Source organism: Streptomyces sp. NPDC002602, from assembly GCF_042889445.1.
Taxonomy (GTDB): domain Bacteria; phylum Actinomycetota; class Actinomycetes; order Streptomycetales; family Streptomycetaceae; genus Streptomyces.
This window is the reverse complement of record NZ_JBIAQX010000001.1, coordinates 534,138-548,274: the sequence shown is the minus strand read 5'-3', so window position 1 is coordinate 548,274 and position 14,137 is coordinate 534,138. Positions and strand designations below refer to the sequence as shown.

The 14,137-nt window shown below is 73.1% G+C and carries 13 protein-coding genes; 5 read left to right on the top strand and 8 right to left on the bottom strand.

What is annotated here, in order from left to right:
• Positions 1 to 135: 135 nt before the first annotated feature.
• Positions 136 to 1,140 (top strand): Gfo/Idh/MocA family oxidoreductase, encoded by a 1,005-nt coding sequence (locus tag ACFYW3_RS02095; protein WP_351760510.1) that lies wholly within the window; start codon positions 136 to 138, stop codon positions 1,138 to 1,140.
• 29 nt (positions 1,141 to 1,169) lie between these two features.
• On the opposite strand, the gene ACFYW3_RS02090 is transcribed toward ACFYW3_RS02095, so the two are convergent.
• From ACFYW3_RS02090 to ACFYW3_RS02080, 3 genes are all read right to left on the bottom strand, one after another.
• Positions 1,170 to 2,357 (bottom strand): cytochrome P450, encoded by a 1,188-nt coding sequence (locus ACFYW3_RS02090; RefSeq protein ID WP_351760508.1) that lies wholly within the window; start codon positions 2,355 to 2,357, stop codon positions 1,170 to 1,172.
• A gap of 54 nt (positions 2,358 to 2,411) precedes the next feature.
• The gene (locus tag ACFYW3_RS02085; RefSeq protein WP_389385263.1) at positions 2,412 to 3,326 is read right to left on the bottom strand and encodes a DMT family transporter; all 915 of its coding nucleotides are present in this window, start codon (positions 3,324 to 3,326) and stop codon (positions 2,412 to 2,414) included.
• A gap of 126 nt (positions 3,327 to 3,452) precedes the next feature.
• Positions 3,453 to 4,067: a dihydrofolate reductase family protein gene (locus ACFYW3_RS02080; RefSeq protein ID WP_351760503.1), complete on the bottom strand. Its 615-nt coding sequence runs from the start codon at positions 4,065 to 4,067 to the stop codon at positions 3,453 to 3,455.
• 204 nt (positions 4,068 to 4,271) lie between these two features.
• Between ACFYW3_RS02080 and ACFYW3_RS02075 the strand changes: the two genes are divergently transcribed.
• Entirely contained in the window at positions 4,272 to 5,003 is a 732-nt protein-coding gene (locus ACFYW3_RS02075) for an SDR family oxidoreductase (protein ID WP_351760501.1), read from the top strand.
• A 131-nt stretch (positions 5,004 to 5,134) separates the two neighbouring features.
• Here ACFYW3_RS02075 and alc read toward each other — a convergent pair whose 3' ends face one another.
• On the bottom strand, positions 5,135 to 6,262 hold the full coding sequence (alc, locus tag ACFYW3_RS02070; RefSeq protein ID WP_389385262.1) for an allantoicase: 1,128 nt from the start codon (positions 6,260 to 6,262) through the stop codon (positions 5,135 to 5,137).
• Between the two features lie 2 nt (positions 6,263 to 6,264).
• On the bottom strand, positions 6,265 to 7,608 hold the full coding sequence (gene allB, locus ACFYW3_RS02065; RefSeq protein ID WP_351760495.1) for an allantoinase AllB: 1,344 nt from the start codon (positions 7,606 to 7,608) through the stop codon (positions 6,265 to 6,267).
• A gap of 327 nt (positions 7,609 to 7,935) precedes the next feature.
• Between allB and ACFYW3_RS02060 the strand changes: the two genes are divergently transcribed.
• Positions 7,936 to 8,739: an IclR family transcriptional regulator gene (locus ACFYW3_RS02060; protein ID WP_053676799.1), complete on the top strand. Its 804-nt coding sequence runs from the start codon at positions 7,936 to 7,938 to the stop codon at positions 8,737 to 8,739.
• A gap of 173 nt (positions 8,740 to 8,912) precedes the next feature.
• On the opposite strand, the gene ACFYW3_RS02055 is transcribed toward ACFYW3_RS02060, so the two are convergent.
• Together ACFYW3_RS02055 and ACFYW3_RS02050 are read right to left on the bottom strand one after the other, a co-directional pair.
• Positions 8,913 to 9,596 carry an ABC transporter ATP-binding protein gene (locus ACFYW3_RS02055; protein WP_351760492.1) on the bottom strand — a complete coding sequence of 228 codons (684 nt, stop codon included), beginning with the start codon at positions 9,594 to 9,596 and terminating at the stop codon, positions 8,913 to 8,915.
• Positions 9,593 to 10,678, bottom strand: a complete 1,086-nt coding sequence (locus ACFYW3_RS02050) for an ABC transporter permease (RefSeq protein ID WP_389385261.1) — start codon at positions 10,676 to 10,678, stop codon at positions 9,593 to 9,595. Before ACFYW3_RS02050 ends, ACFYW3_RS02055 begins: the two co-directional genes overlap by 4 nt.
• A gap of 134 nt (positions 10,679 to 10,812) precedes the next feature.
• On the opposite strand from ACFYW3_RS02050, the gene ACFYW3_RS02045 reads away from it, so the two are divergent.
• Together ACFYW3_RS02045 and ACFYW3_RS02040 are read left to right on the top strand one after the other, a co-directional pair.
• Entirely contained in the window at positions 10,813 to 11,997 is a 1,185-nt protein-coding gene (locus ACFYW3_RS02045) for a sensor histidine kinase (protein WP_389385260.1), read from the top strand.
• Complete coding sequence (locus ACFYW3_RS02040; protein WP_351760482.1) at positions 11,994 to 12,623, top strand: response regulator transcription factor; 630 nt, start codon at positions 11,994 to 11,996, stop codon at positions 12,621 to 12,623. The genes ACFYW3_RS02045 and ACFYW3_RS02040 overlap by 4 nt, the downstream gene beginning before the upstream one ends.
• A 21-nt stretch (positions 12,624 to 12,644) precedes the next feature.
• Here the strand turns inward: ACFYW3_RS02040 and ACFYW3_RS02035 are convergent, their stop codons facing one another.
• Positions 12,645 to 14,129, bottom strand: coding sequence for a PLP-dependent aminotransferase family protein (locus ACFYW3_RS02035; RefSeq protein ID WP_351760479.1), 1,485 nt, complete (start codon positions 14,127 to 14,129; stop codon positions 12,645 to 12,647).
• Positions 14,130 to 14,137 lie beyond the last annotated feature (8 nt).

The window sequence follows — 14,137 nt, the reverse complement described above, 5'->3', positions numbered from 1 at the left end:
TGTCGAAGCGGATCGATGTCAAAGCGGTCCATTCCGGTTCCAGCCGCCCAGTATCCGCCACAGTGGACCACGGGAGCCCATCGGGGCGGCGTCGGGCGGATTGACAGGTCCCCCATACGGGGTCACGTTGAGTGCATGCGCATCGGGCTCATCGGAACCGGCCGGATCGGCTCGTTCCACGCGGCCGCCCTGGCCCGCCACCCGGACGCCGGCTCGCTGCTGCTCGCCGACGTCGACCCCGCTCGGGCCGCGCGGCTCGCGGACCGGCTGGGCGCCACGGCCGCGCCCACCGTGGAGCAGGTCTTCACCTGGGGCGTGGACGCGGTCGTCGTGTGCTGCTCCACCGACGGACACGCCGAACTGATCGTCCGGGCGGTGCGCGGCGGGCTGCCCGTGTTCTGCGAGAAGCCGGTGGCACCGGACCTGACCCGCACCCTGAACGTGCTGCGCGAGGTCACGGCGCTGGGCGGGGTGCTCCAGCTGGGGTTCATGCGCCGCTTTGACGAGGGCTACGCCGCGGCGCGGGAGCTGGTCCGTTCGGGTGCGCTGGGGCGACTGCACACCGTACGGACGACGACGGCCGATCCGTCGCCGCCGACCGCGGCCTATCTGGCCGGCTCCGGCGGGCTGTACCGGGACTGCCTGGTGCACGACTTCGACATGGTCCGCTGGGTCACCGGGCGCGAGGTGACCGAGGTGTACGCGGCCGGGTCGGACGCGGGTCCGTCCGTGTTCCGGGAGACCGGTGACGTCGACACGGCGGTGGCCGTCCTCACCCTGGACGACGGGACGCTGGTCAGCAGTACCGGCACCCGCTGCAACGGCGCCGGGTACGACGTGCGGATGGAACTCGCCGGGGAGCGGGACCAGGTCTCCACGGGGCTGGACGACCGTACGCCGATCGCCTCGACGGAGCCGCACGGCCCGCCCGCGGCGAGCAAGCCGTGGACGGGCTTCCTGGAACGGTTCGCCCCCGCGTACGAGGCGGAGCTGGCGGCCTTCGTACGGCTGGTGCGCGGCGAGGGACCCAATCCCTGCGACGGCCGCGAGGCGCTCGCCGCGCTCCGGATCGCGGAGGCCTGCGAGCTGTCCCGGCGGGAACGGCGCCGGGTGCGGTTGGAGGAGCTGCCGGACCTGTGAGCCGCCGGGCATCGCGGGCGCCCGGCCGGCTACCAGCGCACCGGGTGGCCGAGGACGCCCCGGACCAGGATGCCGGGCACCCACGCGTGCTCGATCGGCTCCTCCTCCAGGTCGGGGAAGCGCTCCAGGAGGGAGCGGATCGCGATCCGGCCCTCCAGTCGGCCCAGGGGGGCGCCGACGCAGTGGTGGATGCCGTGGCCGAAGGCGATGTGGCCGCCGCCGCGTCCGGGGCGGCGGATGTCGAAGGTGTCGGGACGCGCGAAGCGCGCGGGGTCCCGGTCGGCTCCGGCGAGGGAGACCAGGACGGGGGAACCGGCCTCGATCAGCGCGCCGCCGATCTCCAGGTCCGCGCGGGCGAAACGGAAGGTGGCCGTCTCCACCGGTCCGTCGTAGCGCAGGGCCTCCTCCACGGCTCCGTCGGTGAGCCCGTCGAGGTCGGCGCGCAGGGCCGCGAGCTGGTCGGGGTGGGCGAAGAGGGCCCGCATCGCGTTGGAGATCAGGTGCACGGTGGTCTCGTGGCCGCCGATCATCATCAGGAAGGCCATGGCGACGAGCTCTTGCCGCGAGAGCCGGTCCCCGTCCTCGCCGCGGCTGGTGGTCCAGTCGCTGAGCAGGTCGTCGCCCGGTTCGGCGAGCTTGGCGTCGGTCAGTTCGGCCAGGTACGCGGTCATCGCGCGCAGGGCCGCGTTCTCGGTCTCCACCCCGGTCGGCGAGACGATCTCGGTGACCCACTCGTGGAAGGGGCCCCGGGCGTCCTCCGGTATCCCGAGGAGTTCGCAGATCACCGTCATGGGCAGCGGCCGGGCGTAGGCGTCGATCAGGTCGGCGCGCCGCTCGGGCAGGGCGGCCATGTCGTCGAGGAGCCCGTCGACGATCTGCTGGATGCGGGGCCGCAGGGTCTCGATCCGGCCGGGGGCGAAGGACCGCGAGACCAGCCGGCGCAGCCGGGTGTGGTGGGGCGGGTCGGCGCGCATCATGTTGGCGCTGGCGTCGGTCTTCTCGCGGTCGGTGTACAGCCCGGACGTCAGCCAGTTCTTGGAGACGTCGGGGTGGGTGAGGGCTTGGCGGGCCGCGTCGTGACCGACGACGAGCCAGACTTCCTGCCCGTCCACCGCCTTGACGCGGTGGACCGGGGCGATCTCCCGCAGCCGCGCGTAGTGGGGGTACGGGTTTTCGTTGAAGTCTTCGGCGATCGTACTGAGGTCCAGAACCGGCATGTCGCCAGCCTAGACGTGTAGTTGACCTCGAAGGAGCGGCTTTCGGCCATTCGTTCAGGCTGCGGCGCGCCGGCCCCAGGCGGTGCCGCCGAGTACCAGCGCGACCCCGACGAGACCGACGGCGCCGAGGCGCTCGCCGGCGATCGCGATGCCGGCGGCGGCCGCCCACAGGGGCTCGGTGCCCAGCAGCAGGCTGACGCGGGAGGGCGAGGTGCGGCGTACGGCCCACATCTGCACGAAGAAGGCGAAGAGGGTGCAGAGGACGGCCAGGAAGACGAGCCCCGCCCATTGGCGGGAATCGAAGGCGACGGCGGTCTCCCAGGGGCTCGCGCCACTGCCGGGCAGCAGGGCGAGAAGGGCGAACACCGCGACGGCGCCGCCGAGCTGGACCGTGGTGAGGGAGAGCGGGTCGGCGTCCTGGACGGCCTTGATCCGGGCCATCAGCAGGACGTGCAGGGTCCGGGCGAGGGCCGCGCCGAGGATGAGCAGGTCGCCGAGGCCCGGGGCGGTGAAGCCGGCCCCCTGGGTGAGCAGCACCACGCCCGCGACGGACACGGCGGCGGCGCCGAGGAATCCGGTCGAGGGCCGCACGCGCCGGACGGCGGCCTCGGCGAGCGGGGTGAAGATCATGGTCAGGCTGATGATCAGCCCGGCGTTCGTGGCGGAGGTGTGGACGACCCCGTAGGTCTCCAGCAGGAAGATCCCGCCGAGCACGAGGCCCAGCAGCCCGGCGCCGCGCAGTTGTGCGGCGTTCAGCGCGCGCAGCCGCCGCAGACCGACGACGACGAGGACGGGCAGGACGAGCGCGAAGCGCAGCACGAGCACCGCGATCACGGTGTGCGTGGTGGTGATCCCCTTGGCGGCGAGGTAGCTGCCGCCCCAGACGACGGCGACGAGCAGGACCGGCAGATCGGCGAGCCAGGCTCGGCCGGGGGCGGCGACGGGGGCGGGGGCGGCGACGGTGGACACCGGTTCTCCAACGGCAGGAGGCGGGTGGAGACTTCGGTGGCTCGCACGGGGCGTGACCACGCTACCCGAGCGTGATCACGCCGGTCGAGCGGTTTGGCGGTCGCTCGCGGCGGGACCCGCCTCCGGTCAGGCGAAGGAGCCGAAGGCGGCCCGGCCCGCCGGGCGGTAGGTGTGGATCGACGTGCCCTTCGTGGTGGTGCGGGAGTCGACCACCTCGCAGGCGGTCGGCAGGCCCCCCGTCGGGAACAGTCGGCGCCCCGCGCCGAGGAACACCGGAAAGACCAGCAGGTTCAGCTCGTCGACGAGATCGCGCGCCAGCAGCCACTGGGCGAGGGCGCCGCTGCCGTGCACCTGCAGTTCCCCCTCCAGTTCGTCCTTGACCCGTGTGATCTCGGCCGGGAGGTGCTCGCCGTCGATCACCGTGGTCCCGGCCCAGGCGGGCTCCTTGAGCGTGGTCGAGGCCACGTACTTGGGCAGTCCGTTCAGTCGGCTCGCGATCGGGTCGGTGGGATCGGTGTACCGCGGCCAGTGCCCGGCGAAGATGTCGTACGTCCGGCGCCCGAGCAGGAACGCCCCGGCGCGGTCGAAGACCTCCGTGATGAACTCCCCCATGCCCTCGTCGGCGAACGGCACGGTCCAGCCGCCGTACCGGAAGCCGTCGCTGGTGTCCTCCTCCGGTCCCCCGGGGGCCTGCATCACGCCGTCGAGGCTGAGGAAGGTGGTGAGGGTCAGCTTGCCCATGGCTCTGCGCTCCTTGTTCGCGGTTCGTCCGGCTACACGGGTTCAGACTTCCCGGCCGCCCGGAACTCATCGGTGCGGCGCGCGTGAACGCGAGGTCCGATTCCCGCCGGCCCGTTTCCCCCGCCGACCATTTCATTGAACCCGCAACGACTTACGGAACGAGACGGCCGGACGACACGGCCGGACGCCAACGGGAGGAAGCACATGAACGGCACAGTGGCACTGGTCACGGGCGGCAGCCGCGGCATCGGGGCCGCCACGGCCCTGCGCCTGGCGCGGGACGGCGTCGACGTGGCGATCACCTACGTCGACGACGCGGCCTCGGCGGCGAAGGTCGTCGGCGAGATCGAGGCCCTCGGTCGACGCGCCCTGGCCGTACGGGCCGACTCGGGCGACGCCGCGGAGGCCGCCGGGGCGGTGGAGCGGACCGTACGGGACCTCGGACGGCTCGACGTACTGGTCAACAACGCCGGGGTGGGCGTGCTCGGCCCGCTCGACGCGCTCCCCCTCGCGGACGTGGACCGCGTCCTCGCGGTGAACGTCCGCGGGGTCTTCCTGACCTCCCAGGCGGCAGCCGGCCGGATGGGCTCCGGCGGGCGGATCATCACCATCGGCAGCTGCATCGCCAGGCGGGTCCCGGGCCCCGGGGGCACCCTGTACGCGATGAGCAAGGCCGCGCTGACCGGTCTGACCAAGGCGCTCGCCAGGGAACTCGGCGGTCGCGGGATCACCGCGAACCTCGTGCACCCCGGCCCGGTGGACACCGACATGAACCCGGCCGACGGTCCCCACTCCGCCCCGCAGGCGTCGATGACGGCCCTCGGCCGCTTCGGGACGGCGGCGGAGGTGGCTGCCATGGTCTCCTTCCTCGCGGGGACGGACTCCGCGTACGTCACGGGCGCCGAGTTCTCGGTGGACGGCGGCCACGCGGCGTAGGGCCTTCACTCACCGGATCGGTGAACGCCGACGGGGAACGCCGACGGGGCGCACCCCGAGTGGTGCGCCCCGTCGGGCGGTCGACCGGTCCCCCGGGGGTGTCGGCCCCCGGGGCGGTCACCGGTTCGGCGTCAGCCGCCGAGCTCCTGGTGGCGGGCGGCGTGCGCGGCCGCGCCGGCCTCCGTCAGCGAGCCGTACAGGCGCAGGCGGGAGAAGCCGCCGTCCGGGAAGATGTCGATCCGGACGTGGGTGCCGACCGCCGGGGCGTCGAGCACGAAGCGGTGGTTGGTGTCGGGCTGCAGGCGGGTGCGGGGCAGGAACTCCGTCCACTCGCCCTCCTCGCCCGACTTGATCGAGAGCGAGGCCCAGCCGGCCGAGTTGCCCTTGAGGTACGCGGTGTCGATCTCGACGGCGCGGATCTCGGAGTCGGCGACGAGCTGGTAGCGGATCCAGTCGTTGCCGTTGTCACGGCGACGGGCGGTCTCCCAGCCGTCGTCCATCTTGCGGGAGCGGCCCGGGTTGATGGTGTTGGTCGGCGGGGAGTAGAAGCGGTTGGAGGCGTCCTGTACCGAGCCGCCGTTCTCCAGGGCGACCACGTCGAAGGTGCCCAGCGCGGTGAGCCACTTCGGGTCGGTGACGACCTCGCCGTGGACGCGCAGGCGGGCGATGCCGCCGTCGGGGTGCTGGTTGACGCGCAGGTGCGTGAAGCGCTGCTCGACGTTCACCTCGAAGCCGTTGGCCGCGTGGCCGCCGACCGGGGTGCGCTCGACCAGGGTCGTCCACTTGACGTCGTCGGAGAGGAGCTCCTCGGCCGTCGGGGAGCCCGCGACCGAGGCGCCCTGCACCGACACGGCCTGCGGCATGTTGCCGCGGAAGTGGGCGGTGTCGACGATGATGCCGCGGATGACGCCGGGGGCGCCCAGCCGTACGAGCGCCCAGTCGTGGTCCTCGGCGGTGGGCCAGGGCTGGGTGGCGCCGACGCCGCGGCGACGGCGGGTCTCCCAGCCGTCCATGACCTTGCCCTTGTGCCCGAAGTCCTCGGGGTCGAAGTGGGCGGCCTCGGAGATCAGCAGGTTCTCGCGCTGGGCGAAGAACTCGTCGTTGGCTTCGATGACACCGGCGCCCAGCTCACGGGCCGCGAGGTTCGCGTACCGCGTGAAGGGGAAGTCCGCGGTGCGGTAGTCCGCGTACGGGTCGCCGCCTCCGTACGGGTTCGCGTTGCCGGTGAAGGAAGCCGGTCCAGTTGAACGCTGTGCCACTGTCAGTTCTGCCTTTCGAGGAGTCGGCCCGTGGGCTCGTTCGGGGTGCCGTGGTCGGCGATCCGCGTGCCGCGCAGCCAGGTGGACTTCACGACGCCGTGCAGGGTCTTGCCCGCGTACGCCGTGACCCGGTTGCGGTGGTGCAGTTCCGCGGGATCCACGGTGAAGGTCTCTTCGGGTGCCAGGACGGCGAAGTCCGCGTCGCGGCCGACCTCGATCGCGCCCTTGTCGGACAGCCCGGCGAGGGCGGCGGGGGCGGCGGACATCCAGCGGACGACGTCCTCCAGGGTGTGGCCGCGCCGGCGCGCCTCGGTCCAGATCGCGGGGAGTCCCAGTTGGAGGGAGGAGATGCCGCCCCACGCGGTGGCGAAGTCGTTCGTCTTCAGGTCCGCGGTGGAGGGCGAGTGGTCGGAGACGACGCAGTCGATGGTGCCGTCGGCGAGCGCGTCCCACAGGAGGTCCTGGTTGGCGGCCTCGCGGATGGGCGGGCAGCACTTGAACTCGCTCGCGCCGTCCGGGACTTCCTCCGCCGTCAGGGTGAGGTAGTGCGGACAGGACTCGACGGTGACGCGCACGCCCTCGGCCTTGGCGGCGGCGATGAGCGGCAGCGCGTCGGAGGAGGACAGGTGCAGGACGTGCACGCGGGCGTTCAACCGCTTCGCCTGGGCGATCAGGTTCCCGATGGCGGTGTTCTCGGCGTCGCGGGGACGGGAGGCGAGGAAGTCGGCGTACTTCGGGCCGGGGGTCTGCGGCGCGGAGTCCAGGTGGTGGGGGTCCTCGGCGTGCACGATCATCAGGCCGCCGAAGCCGGTGATCTCCGCGAGGGACGTGGCCAGTCGCTCCTGGTCGAGCTCGGGGAACTCGTCCACGCCGGAGGGCGACAGGAAGCACTTGAAGCCGTAGACGCCGGCGTCGTGCAGGGGGCGCAGGTCCTTGACGTTGTCGGGCAGCGCGCCGCCCCAGAAGCCGACGTCCACGTGCGCCTTGGCGCGGGCGACCTCCTGCTTGACGCGGAGGTTGTCGACCGTGGTGGTCGGCGGCAGGGAGTTCAGCGGCATGTCGAGGATGGTGGTGATGCCTCCGGCCGCCGCCGCGCGGGTGGCGGTCCAGAAGCCCTCCCACTCGGTGCGGCCCGGGTCGTTGACGTGGACGTGGGTGTCGACCAGGCCGGGGAGCAGGACGTCGTCGCCGAAGTCCTCCAGCCGGGCTCCGGCCGGTACCTCGGCCTCGTACTCCGACACGGCCGTGATCTTCCCGCCGGCGACGGCCACCGAGGCGGCGCGCGTCCCCTCGGGGGTGATGACGCGCGTCGAGCGCAGTACCAGTTCCACAGCCGCGTCGGCCACCGGAACCTCCCCATCTACTTCCACAGAGCGAAATTCAACGTTCTGTTGACGGAGTCTTCACCCCGATCCGGGGCCAGTCAAGAGCGCCCGGACGGACCACCCAGCCCCGCACGGCACAATTGGATGTTTCCACAGGATGGAATTAAGATTTCACTATCCAGAATGTAGCTACCGCCATCGGGAGCCGCGCGGTTGACTTCCGAGGACGTCCACCACCAGGACAAACCCCCTCTGACCGGCGGGGACGGCAGTGCCCCGGCTCTAGGGCCGACGCCGACCGACCGGTAGGCTGATTCCTTGCCTGCCAGCACCGAAAGGACCGCGCCCGTGCCGACGTCCAGCGCCAGCACCACCGACGCTTCCGCCAAGCCCACCGCCGCCGGGGGTGGCGTCCAGTCCCTTGAGCGCGCCTTCGATCTGCTCGAACGCATGGCCGATGCCGGAGGCGAGGTCGGCCTCAGCGAACTCTCCGCCGCCAGTGGTCTCCCGCTGCCCACCATCCATCGCCTCATGCGCACCCTCGTGGCGTGCGGCTACGTCCGGCAGCAGCCCAACCGACGGTACGCCCTCGGCCCCCGGCTGATCCGTCTCGGCGAATCCGCCTCGCGCCTCCTGGGCACGTGGGCCCGTCCCTACCTCGCGCGGCTCGTCGAGGAGACCGGCGAGACCGCGAACATGGCGCTGCTCGACGGGGACGAGATCGTCTACGTCGCCCAGGTGCCGTCCAAGCACTCCATGCGCATGTTCACGGAGGTGGGCCGCCGGGTGCTGCCGCACTCCACGGGCGTGGGCAAGGCGCTGCTCGCGTACACCCCCGCGGACGAGGTGCGCGCGCTGCTGGCCCGCACCGGGATGCCGGCCGCGACCGAGAAGACCATCACCACGCCCGAGGGCTTCCTCGACGCCCTGGAGCAGGTCCGCAAGGTGGGCTACGCGGTCGACGACAACGAGCAGGAAATAGGAGTCCGCTGCCTGGCCGTGTCGGTGCCCAACTCGCCGACCGCCGCCGCGATCTCCATCTCGGGCCCCGCGGGCCGGGTGACCGAGGCGCTGACGGACTCCATCGTGCCGATCCTCCAGGGGATCGCCGCCGAGCTGTCGGTGGCCCTGCAGAGCCAGAATCCCGCGTAGGGACCCGTACGCGAAGGCCCCGGACCGCCCTTCTCGAAGGGGGCGGGCCGGGGCCTTCGTACGTCGGGGCGGCGCCTCGGACGTCGCGGGGCCGGGACCTTCGCGGCTCGGGCGGCGCCTCGCACCTCGCGGGGCCGGGACCTTCGCGTGTCGGAGACCGGGGCCTTCGTGCGTCAGCGGGCCGGGGACGTCTGCGTGAGGCGGCCGTCCGTCATCGTCATCGTGCGGTCCACCCGCTCCAGGTGGGCGTGGTCGTGGGTGACCAGCACCGTGGCGGTGGACCGCTCGCGGGTGAGGGTGACCAGGAGGTCCAGTACGGCCGCCCCCCGCTCGTGGTCCAGGGCGCTGGTCGGCTCGTCCACCAGCAGCACGGCGGGCTCGTTCATCAGGGCGCGGGCGATGTTGACGCGCTGGCGCTGCCCGCCCGAGAGCTGGTGCGGGCGCTTGTCGGCCTTGTCGGCCATGCCCACCGCGTCCAGCAGGTCCAGGGCCCGCCCGCGCAGCCGCTTGGCCGGCCGGCCCGACATGTGGGCCATCACCTGGAGCTGCTCTGCGGCGGTGAGGGAGGCCGGCAGGTTCGGTTGCTGGAAGACGATGCCGATCTCCTCGCGGCGCAGCGCGGACTTCTCCGCCGCGCTGAGCCGGGCCGTGTCCCGGCCGGCGACGACGACCCGGCCCGCGTCCGGGGTGACCAGGGTGGCGGCGACCGCGAGCAGGCTGGACTTGCCGGAGCCCGAAGGGCCGATGACGGCGGTCAGGGTGCCCGCCGGCGCCTCCAGGGCGACCGCGTCGAGGGCGGTGAGCCGGCCGTCGCCGTCCGGATAGGTGAGCGTGACGTCGTGGACGAGCAGGGTCATCGGGCGCTCCCGAGTGCGGTCAGCGGGTCTACGGCGGTGATCCGCCGGATGGACAGGGCGGCTCCGAGCGCGCCGAGCGCGATCATGACGGCGGGGGGCACCAGCACGGTGGCCGCGTCGAGCACGAAGGGCACGTCGCCGCCACTGATCAGCGCCCCGAGGACGGCGACGAGGGCCGTACCGAGTCCGGTCCCGACGGCGAGCATCACCACGGCCTGACCGAGGGCGTCCCGCAGCAGGTACGCCGTGGAGGCACCCAGTGCCTTCAGCACGGCGACGTCACCGCTGCGCTGGATCGTCCACACCGTGAAGAAGGCGCCTGTGACCAGGGCGGAGATCGCGAAGAGGAAGCCGCGCATCAGTTGGAGCGAGCCGTTCTCCGAGGTGTAGGAACCGATCGCGGACAGCGCGTCGTCGACGGTCGCGGTCCGGGTTCCCGCGCTCGCGTCGCCGGCGGCGAGGTCCGCCCCGGACGCGTCCAGGGCGATGACGGTGGCGACGGTGTCGATGGAGGTGCCGGGGTTGCCGACGCGCTGCCAGTCGTTGAGGTCCATCCAGACGACCGGGGTGTGGCTGAAGGCGGCGGTGCCGGAGACGGCCGCGACGGACAGTTCGAGCGCGCCGATCCTCAGCTTCCCGCCGGCCGCGAGCCCGCCGAGTTCCTCGGCGGCCTTCTCGGTCAGGACCACCTGCCCCTGAGTGAGTCCGGATCCGCGGGGGGCGAGGCGGCCCGCCGGATCGACGCCGAAGGCCGAGACGGCCGCGGTGCGCTCACCCGCGGCGGCGTTGGTGGTGCGGATGCCGATCGGCTCCGCCGATGTGACGCCGGGTCGCTCGCGCCAGGCCAGCCAGGCCTTCTCGGATATCCGGGAGTTGGTGAAGGACACCTCCTGGTCCCCGGCGGGCGCCGCGAACGACAGGTGGGAGGCGGGCAGTCCCGTGATCGCCGAGATGTTCTCCCGGGCCAGTCCGGAGGTGAGTCCGGACAACAGGCCGACCAGCAGGGTGATGAGCACGACGACCGAGCCCATGAGGGCGAAGCGGCCCTTGGCGAACCGTAGATCTCTCCATGCGACGAACATGTCCCCCACCCTGGTGTTCCCCGTGGACACACGGCATCGCGCCACGGTAGGGATCCTCGTGTCGAAGGGACGCCCTGTACATCAATCCTTTGGTTGACCGGTGCCGGCGGACCCCCGCTTACGCTGGTCGGGCCATGGTTGCTCCGGAATCCCGCCCCCTGACCCCCGTCTCCCGCGTCCTGCGGCTGTGCCTGCACGCGCTGCTCTTCGGGCTGCTCGCGCTGGCCGCGGGACGCGCCCTCGCCGACGACGTGCCCCGCGCCGGGTGGGCGGTCGCCGCGTGCGCGCTGTTTGCCGCCGTGTACGTGGCGGGCGCCGCGGCTCCCGTGGTGGACCGCTCGCCGCGCGCCGGGGCGGTGTGGCTGGCCCTGCTCGGCGCGGCCTGGGCCGCGCTGCTCGTGGTCTCCCCGGACGGGCTGTGGATCGCCTTCCCGCTGTACTTCCTCGAACTGCACCTGCTGCGGCTGCGCTGGGGGGTCGCGGCCGTCGCCGTCACGGCCTGCGCGGCGATCGGCGGGTTCCTCGCGCACAGCAGCACCGCCACCCCGGGGGCCTTCCTCGGCCCACTGCTGGGCGGGGCCGTCGCCGTGGCCACGGTCCTCGGCTACCAGGCCCTGTACCGGGAGAGCGAACGCCGCCGGGAGCTGATCGAGGAACTCATCGCCACCCGGGCCGAGCTGGCCGCCGCCGAGCGGGGCGCGGGGATCCTCGCCGAACGGGAACGCCTCGCCCGGGAGATCCACGACACCCTCGCCCAGGGCCTGAGCTCGATCCAACTGCTGCTGCGGGCCGCGGAGCGCTCGCTCCCCGCCGGCGCGCCCGCGCTGGAGCACATCGGCCGGGCCCGGGAGGCCGCGCAGGAGAACCTCGCCGAGGCGCGCCGTTTCGTCCGCGCCCTGACACCCCCCGACCTGGAGCACGGCTCCCTCGCCGCGGCGCTGGAGCGGCTCTGCTCCGCGGCTCCCGGGCCGCGCGTGCGGTTCTCGCCGAGCGGCACCCCCCGGATCCTGCCCACCCCGTACGAGGTGGCCCTGCTGCGGATCGCGCAGTCGGCGCTGGCCAATGTGGTGCGGCACGCCCGCGCCGGCCGCGCGGAGATCACCCTGACCTTCATGGACACCTCGGTCACCCTGGACGTCGTGGACGACGGCCTGGGCTTCGACCCCTCGTCGGCTCCGTCCGGCGAGGGCGGCTTCGGTCTGCCGGCGATGCGCTCGCGGGCCGAGACACTGGGTGGACTGTTCACCGTCGAGTCCGCCCCGGGCCAGGGCACCGCCGTGGCCGTCACCCTGCCGTTGCCCGCGGAGGCCCTGTCATGACCATCCGGCTGCTGCTCGCCGACGATCACCCGGTGGTCCGCGCGGGGCTGCGCGCGGTGCTGGACACCGAGGCGGACTTCGCGGTCGTCGCGGAGGCCGCCACCGCCGAGCGGGCGGTCGAACTGGCCGCCTCGACGGGGGTGGACGTGGTGCTGATGGACCTCCAGTTCGGGCCCGGCATGCACGGTTCGCAGGCCACGGCCCTGATCACGGCCCGGCCAGAGGCCCCCCGAGTGCTGGTGCTGACCACGTACGACACGGACGCGGACATCCTGGCCGCCGTGGAGGCGGGCGCCTCGGGCTACCTGCTCAAGGACGCACCGCCGGAGGAGCTGGCGGCGGCGGTCCGCACGGCGGCGGCCGGTCAGTCGGCGCTGGCCCCGGCGGTGGCGTTGCGGCTGATGGACCGGATGCGGATGCCGGCGGAGGCGCTGACGAAGCGGGAGCTGGAGGTGCTCCAACTGGTCGCGGACGGATTGTCGAACCAGCAGATCTCGAAGCGGCTCTTCCTCAGCCAGGCCACGGTCAAGTCCCACTTGGTGCACGTCTACGCGAAGCTCGGCGTGGACTCCCGCACGGCGGCGGTCGCCACGGCCGCCACCCGCCGGCTGATCCGCACGCCGTAGGGCGGGGCGGCCGGCGGCGTCTCACGCGACCCAGTACGGCCGTTCCACCGACGGGGGCAGCGGCACGCCGTCGTGGAAGGCGGCCGCGAGCCGGCGGACGCCCTCGTCGAGGCGGTCCGCCGGGAGCGTGTACGGGATGCGCAGGCGGTGTTCGAAGGTTCCCGGGTCCACTCCGAAGCGGGCGCCGCGCCCGATGTGGACTCCGGCGGCCGCGGCCCGTTCCGAGAGCGCGGAGCTGACCGGTTCCCCGAGGTCCACCCAGAGCGAGAGGCCTCCCGGCGGCAGCTCCCAGGACCATTCCGGGGTGTGCCGTTCGAGGGAGCGCACCAGGGCCTCGCGTTGCCCCCGCAGTTGTCCGAGCCGTGTCGGGAGCGACGCGTCGAGCCCTTCCAGCAGCGGCAGCGCGACGAGTTGGTCCAGGACCGAGCCGGTCATGTCGGTCGCGACCCGCACGGCCGTCAGCTCGGCGATCATCTTGGCGGAGGCCCGGATCCAGCCGACGCGCAGACCGCCCCAGTGGGTCTTGCTCAGTGACCCGATGGTCACGACGTGGTCCGCTCCCCCGCGCGGCGCGAGGGAGGCCAGCGGGGCGGGTGCGGGCACGTCCAGGGCGATGTCCGCGATGGTCTCGTCGACCACCAGCCAGGTCCCGGTGCGCCGGGTGGCCTCCAGCAGGCGGTGTCGGTCCTCCTCGGGCATCAGGGAGCCCGTCGGGTTGTGGAAGTCGGGGATCACGTACGCCAGTCTCGGCACGGTCTGGCGCAGCGTGGACTCCGCGATCTCCATGTCCCAGCCCGCTTCGGACACGGCGATCGACGCGGTGCGCAGTCGGGCGTGCCGCAACGCGTCGAGCGCGTTGGCGTAGGTCGGGTTCTCGGTGACGACCCGGTCCCCCGCTCCGCACAGCAGGCTCACCACCAGGGCGAAGGCCTGCTGGGCGCCCGCCGTGACGAGGATCTGCTCGGGGCGGGTGGGCAGTCCGCGCCGGGTGAAGCGTTCCGCCACGGCCGTGCGCAGGTCGGGCAGGCCGAAGGGGTGGTAGCCGGGGTGCCGTGCCACCGCGGGCAGGCGGGGCGCGGCCCAGGCCAGGGCCGCTTCCAGGCTGCCCTCGGGGGCGCCCATCGCGGCGATGGCCAGGTCGATGCCCGGATCGCCGTCCGGGCGGTACCCGGCGCCGATGAGCGGGAGGGCGGCGACGGGCCCGTGGCTTTCGGGCAGTTCGGTCCAGGTCCCGGAGCCGCGCCGGCTGCGTACGTAGCCGCTCTCGCGCAGCAGGTCGTAGGCGCCGGTGACGGTGGCCCGGCTGGCGCCGACGGCGGCGGCGAGTTCGCGTTCGGCGGGCAGTCGCACGCGCAGGGCGATGCGGCCGTCGAGGATCAGGGTGCGCAGGGCGTCGGCGAGGGAGCGGTAGCCGGGGCGTGCCCGGACCTCGGCGGGCAGCAGCGCGGCGAGCCGGCGGCTGCCGATGGTTCTGTCCGCCGTATGGACCACTGGACCGTTCGCCATGCCAACCT

Coding starts and splice junctions, on each gene's coding strand:
- ACFYW3_RS02095 (WP_351760510.1), top strand. CDS start 136: ATGCGCATCGGGCTCATCGGAACCGGCCGGATCGGCTCGTTCCACGCG.
- ACFYW3_RS02055 (WP_351760492.1), bottom strand. CDS start 9,596: ATGACCCTGCTCGTCCACGACGTCACGCTCACCTATCCGGACGGCGAC.
- ACFYW3_RS02080 (WP_351760503.1), bottom strand. CDS start 4,067: ATGGGCAAGCTGACCCTCACCACCTTCCTCAGCCTCGACGGCGTGATG.
- ACFYW3_RS02040 (WP_351760482.1), top strand. CDS start 11,994: ATGACCATCCGGCTGCTGCTCGCCGACGATCACCCGGTGGTCCGCGCG.
- ACFYW3_RS02045 (WP_389385260.1), top strand. CDS start 10,813: ATGGTTGCTCCGGAATCCCGCCCCCTGACCCCCGTCTCCCGCGTCCTG.
- ACFYW3_RS02050 (WP_389385261.1), bottom strand. CDS start 10,678: ATGTTCGTCGCATGGAGAGATCTACGGTTCGCCAAGGGCCGCTTCGCC.
- ACFYW3_RS02035 (WP_351760479.1), bottom strand. CDS start 14,129: ATGGCGAACGGTCCAGTGGTCCATACGGCGGACAGAACCATCGGCAGC.
- ACFYW3_RS02075 (WP_351760501.1), top strand. CDS start 4,272: ATGAACGGCACAGTGGCACTGGTCACGGGCGGCAGCCGCGGCATCGGG.
- ACFYW3_RS02090 (WP_351760508.1), bottom strand. CDS start 2,357: ATGCCGGTTCTGGACCTCAGTACGATCGCCGAAGACTTCAACGAAAAC.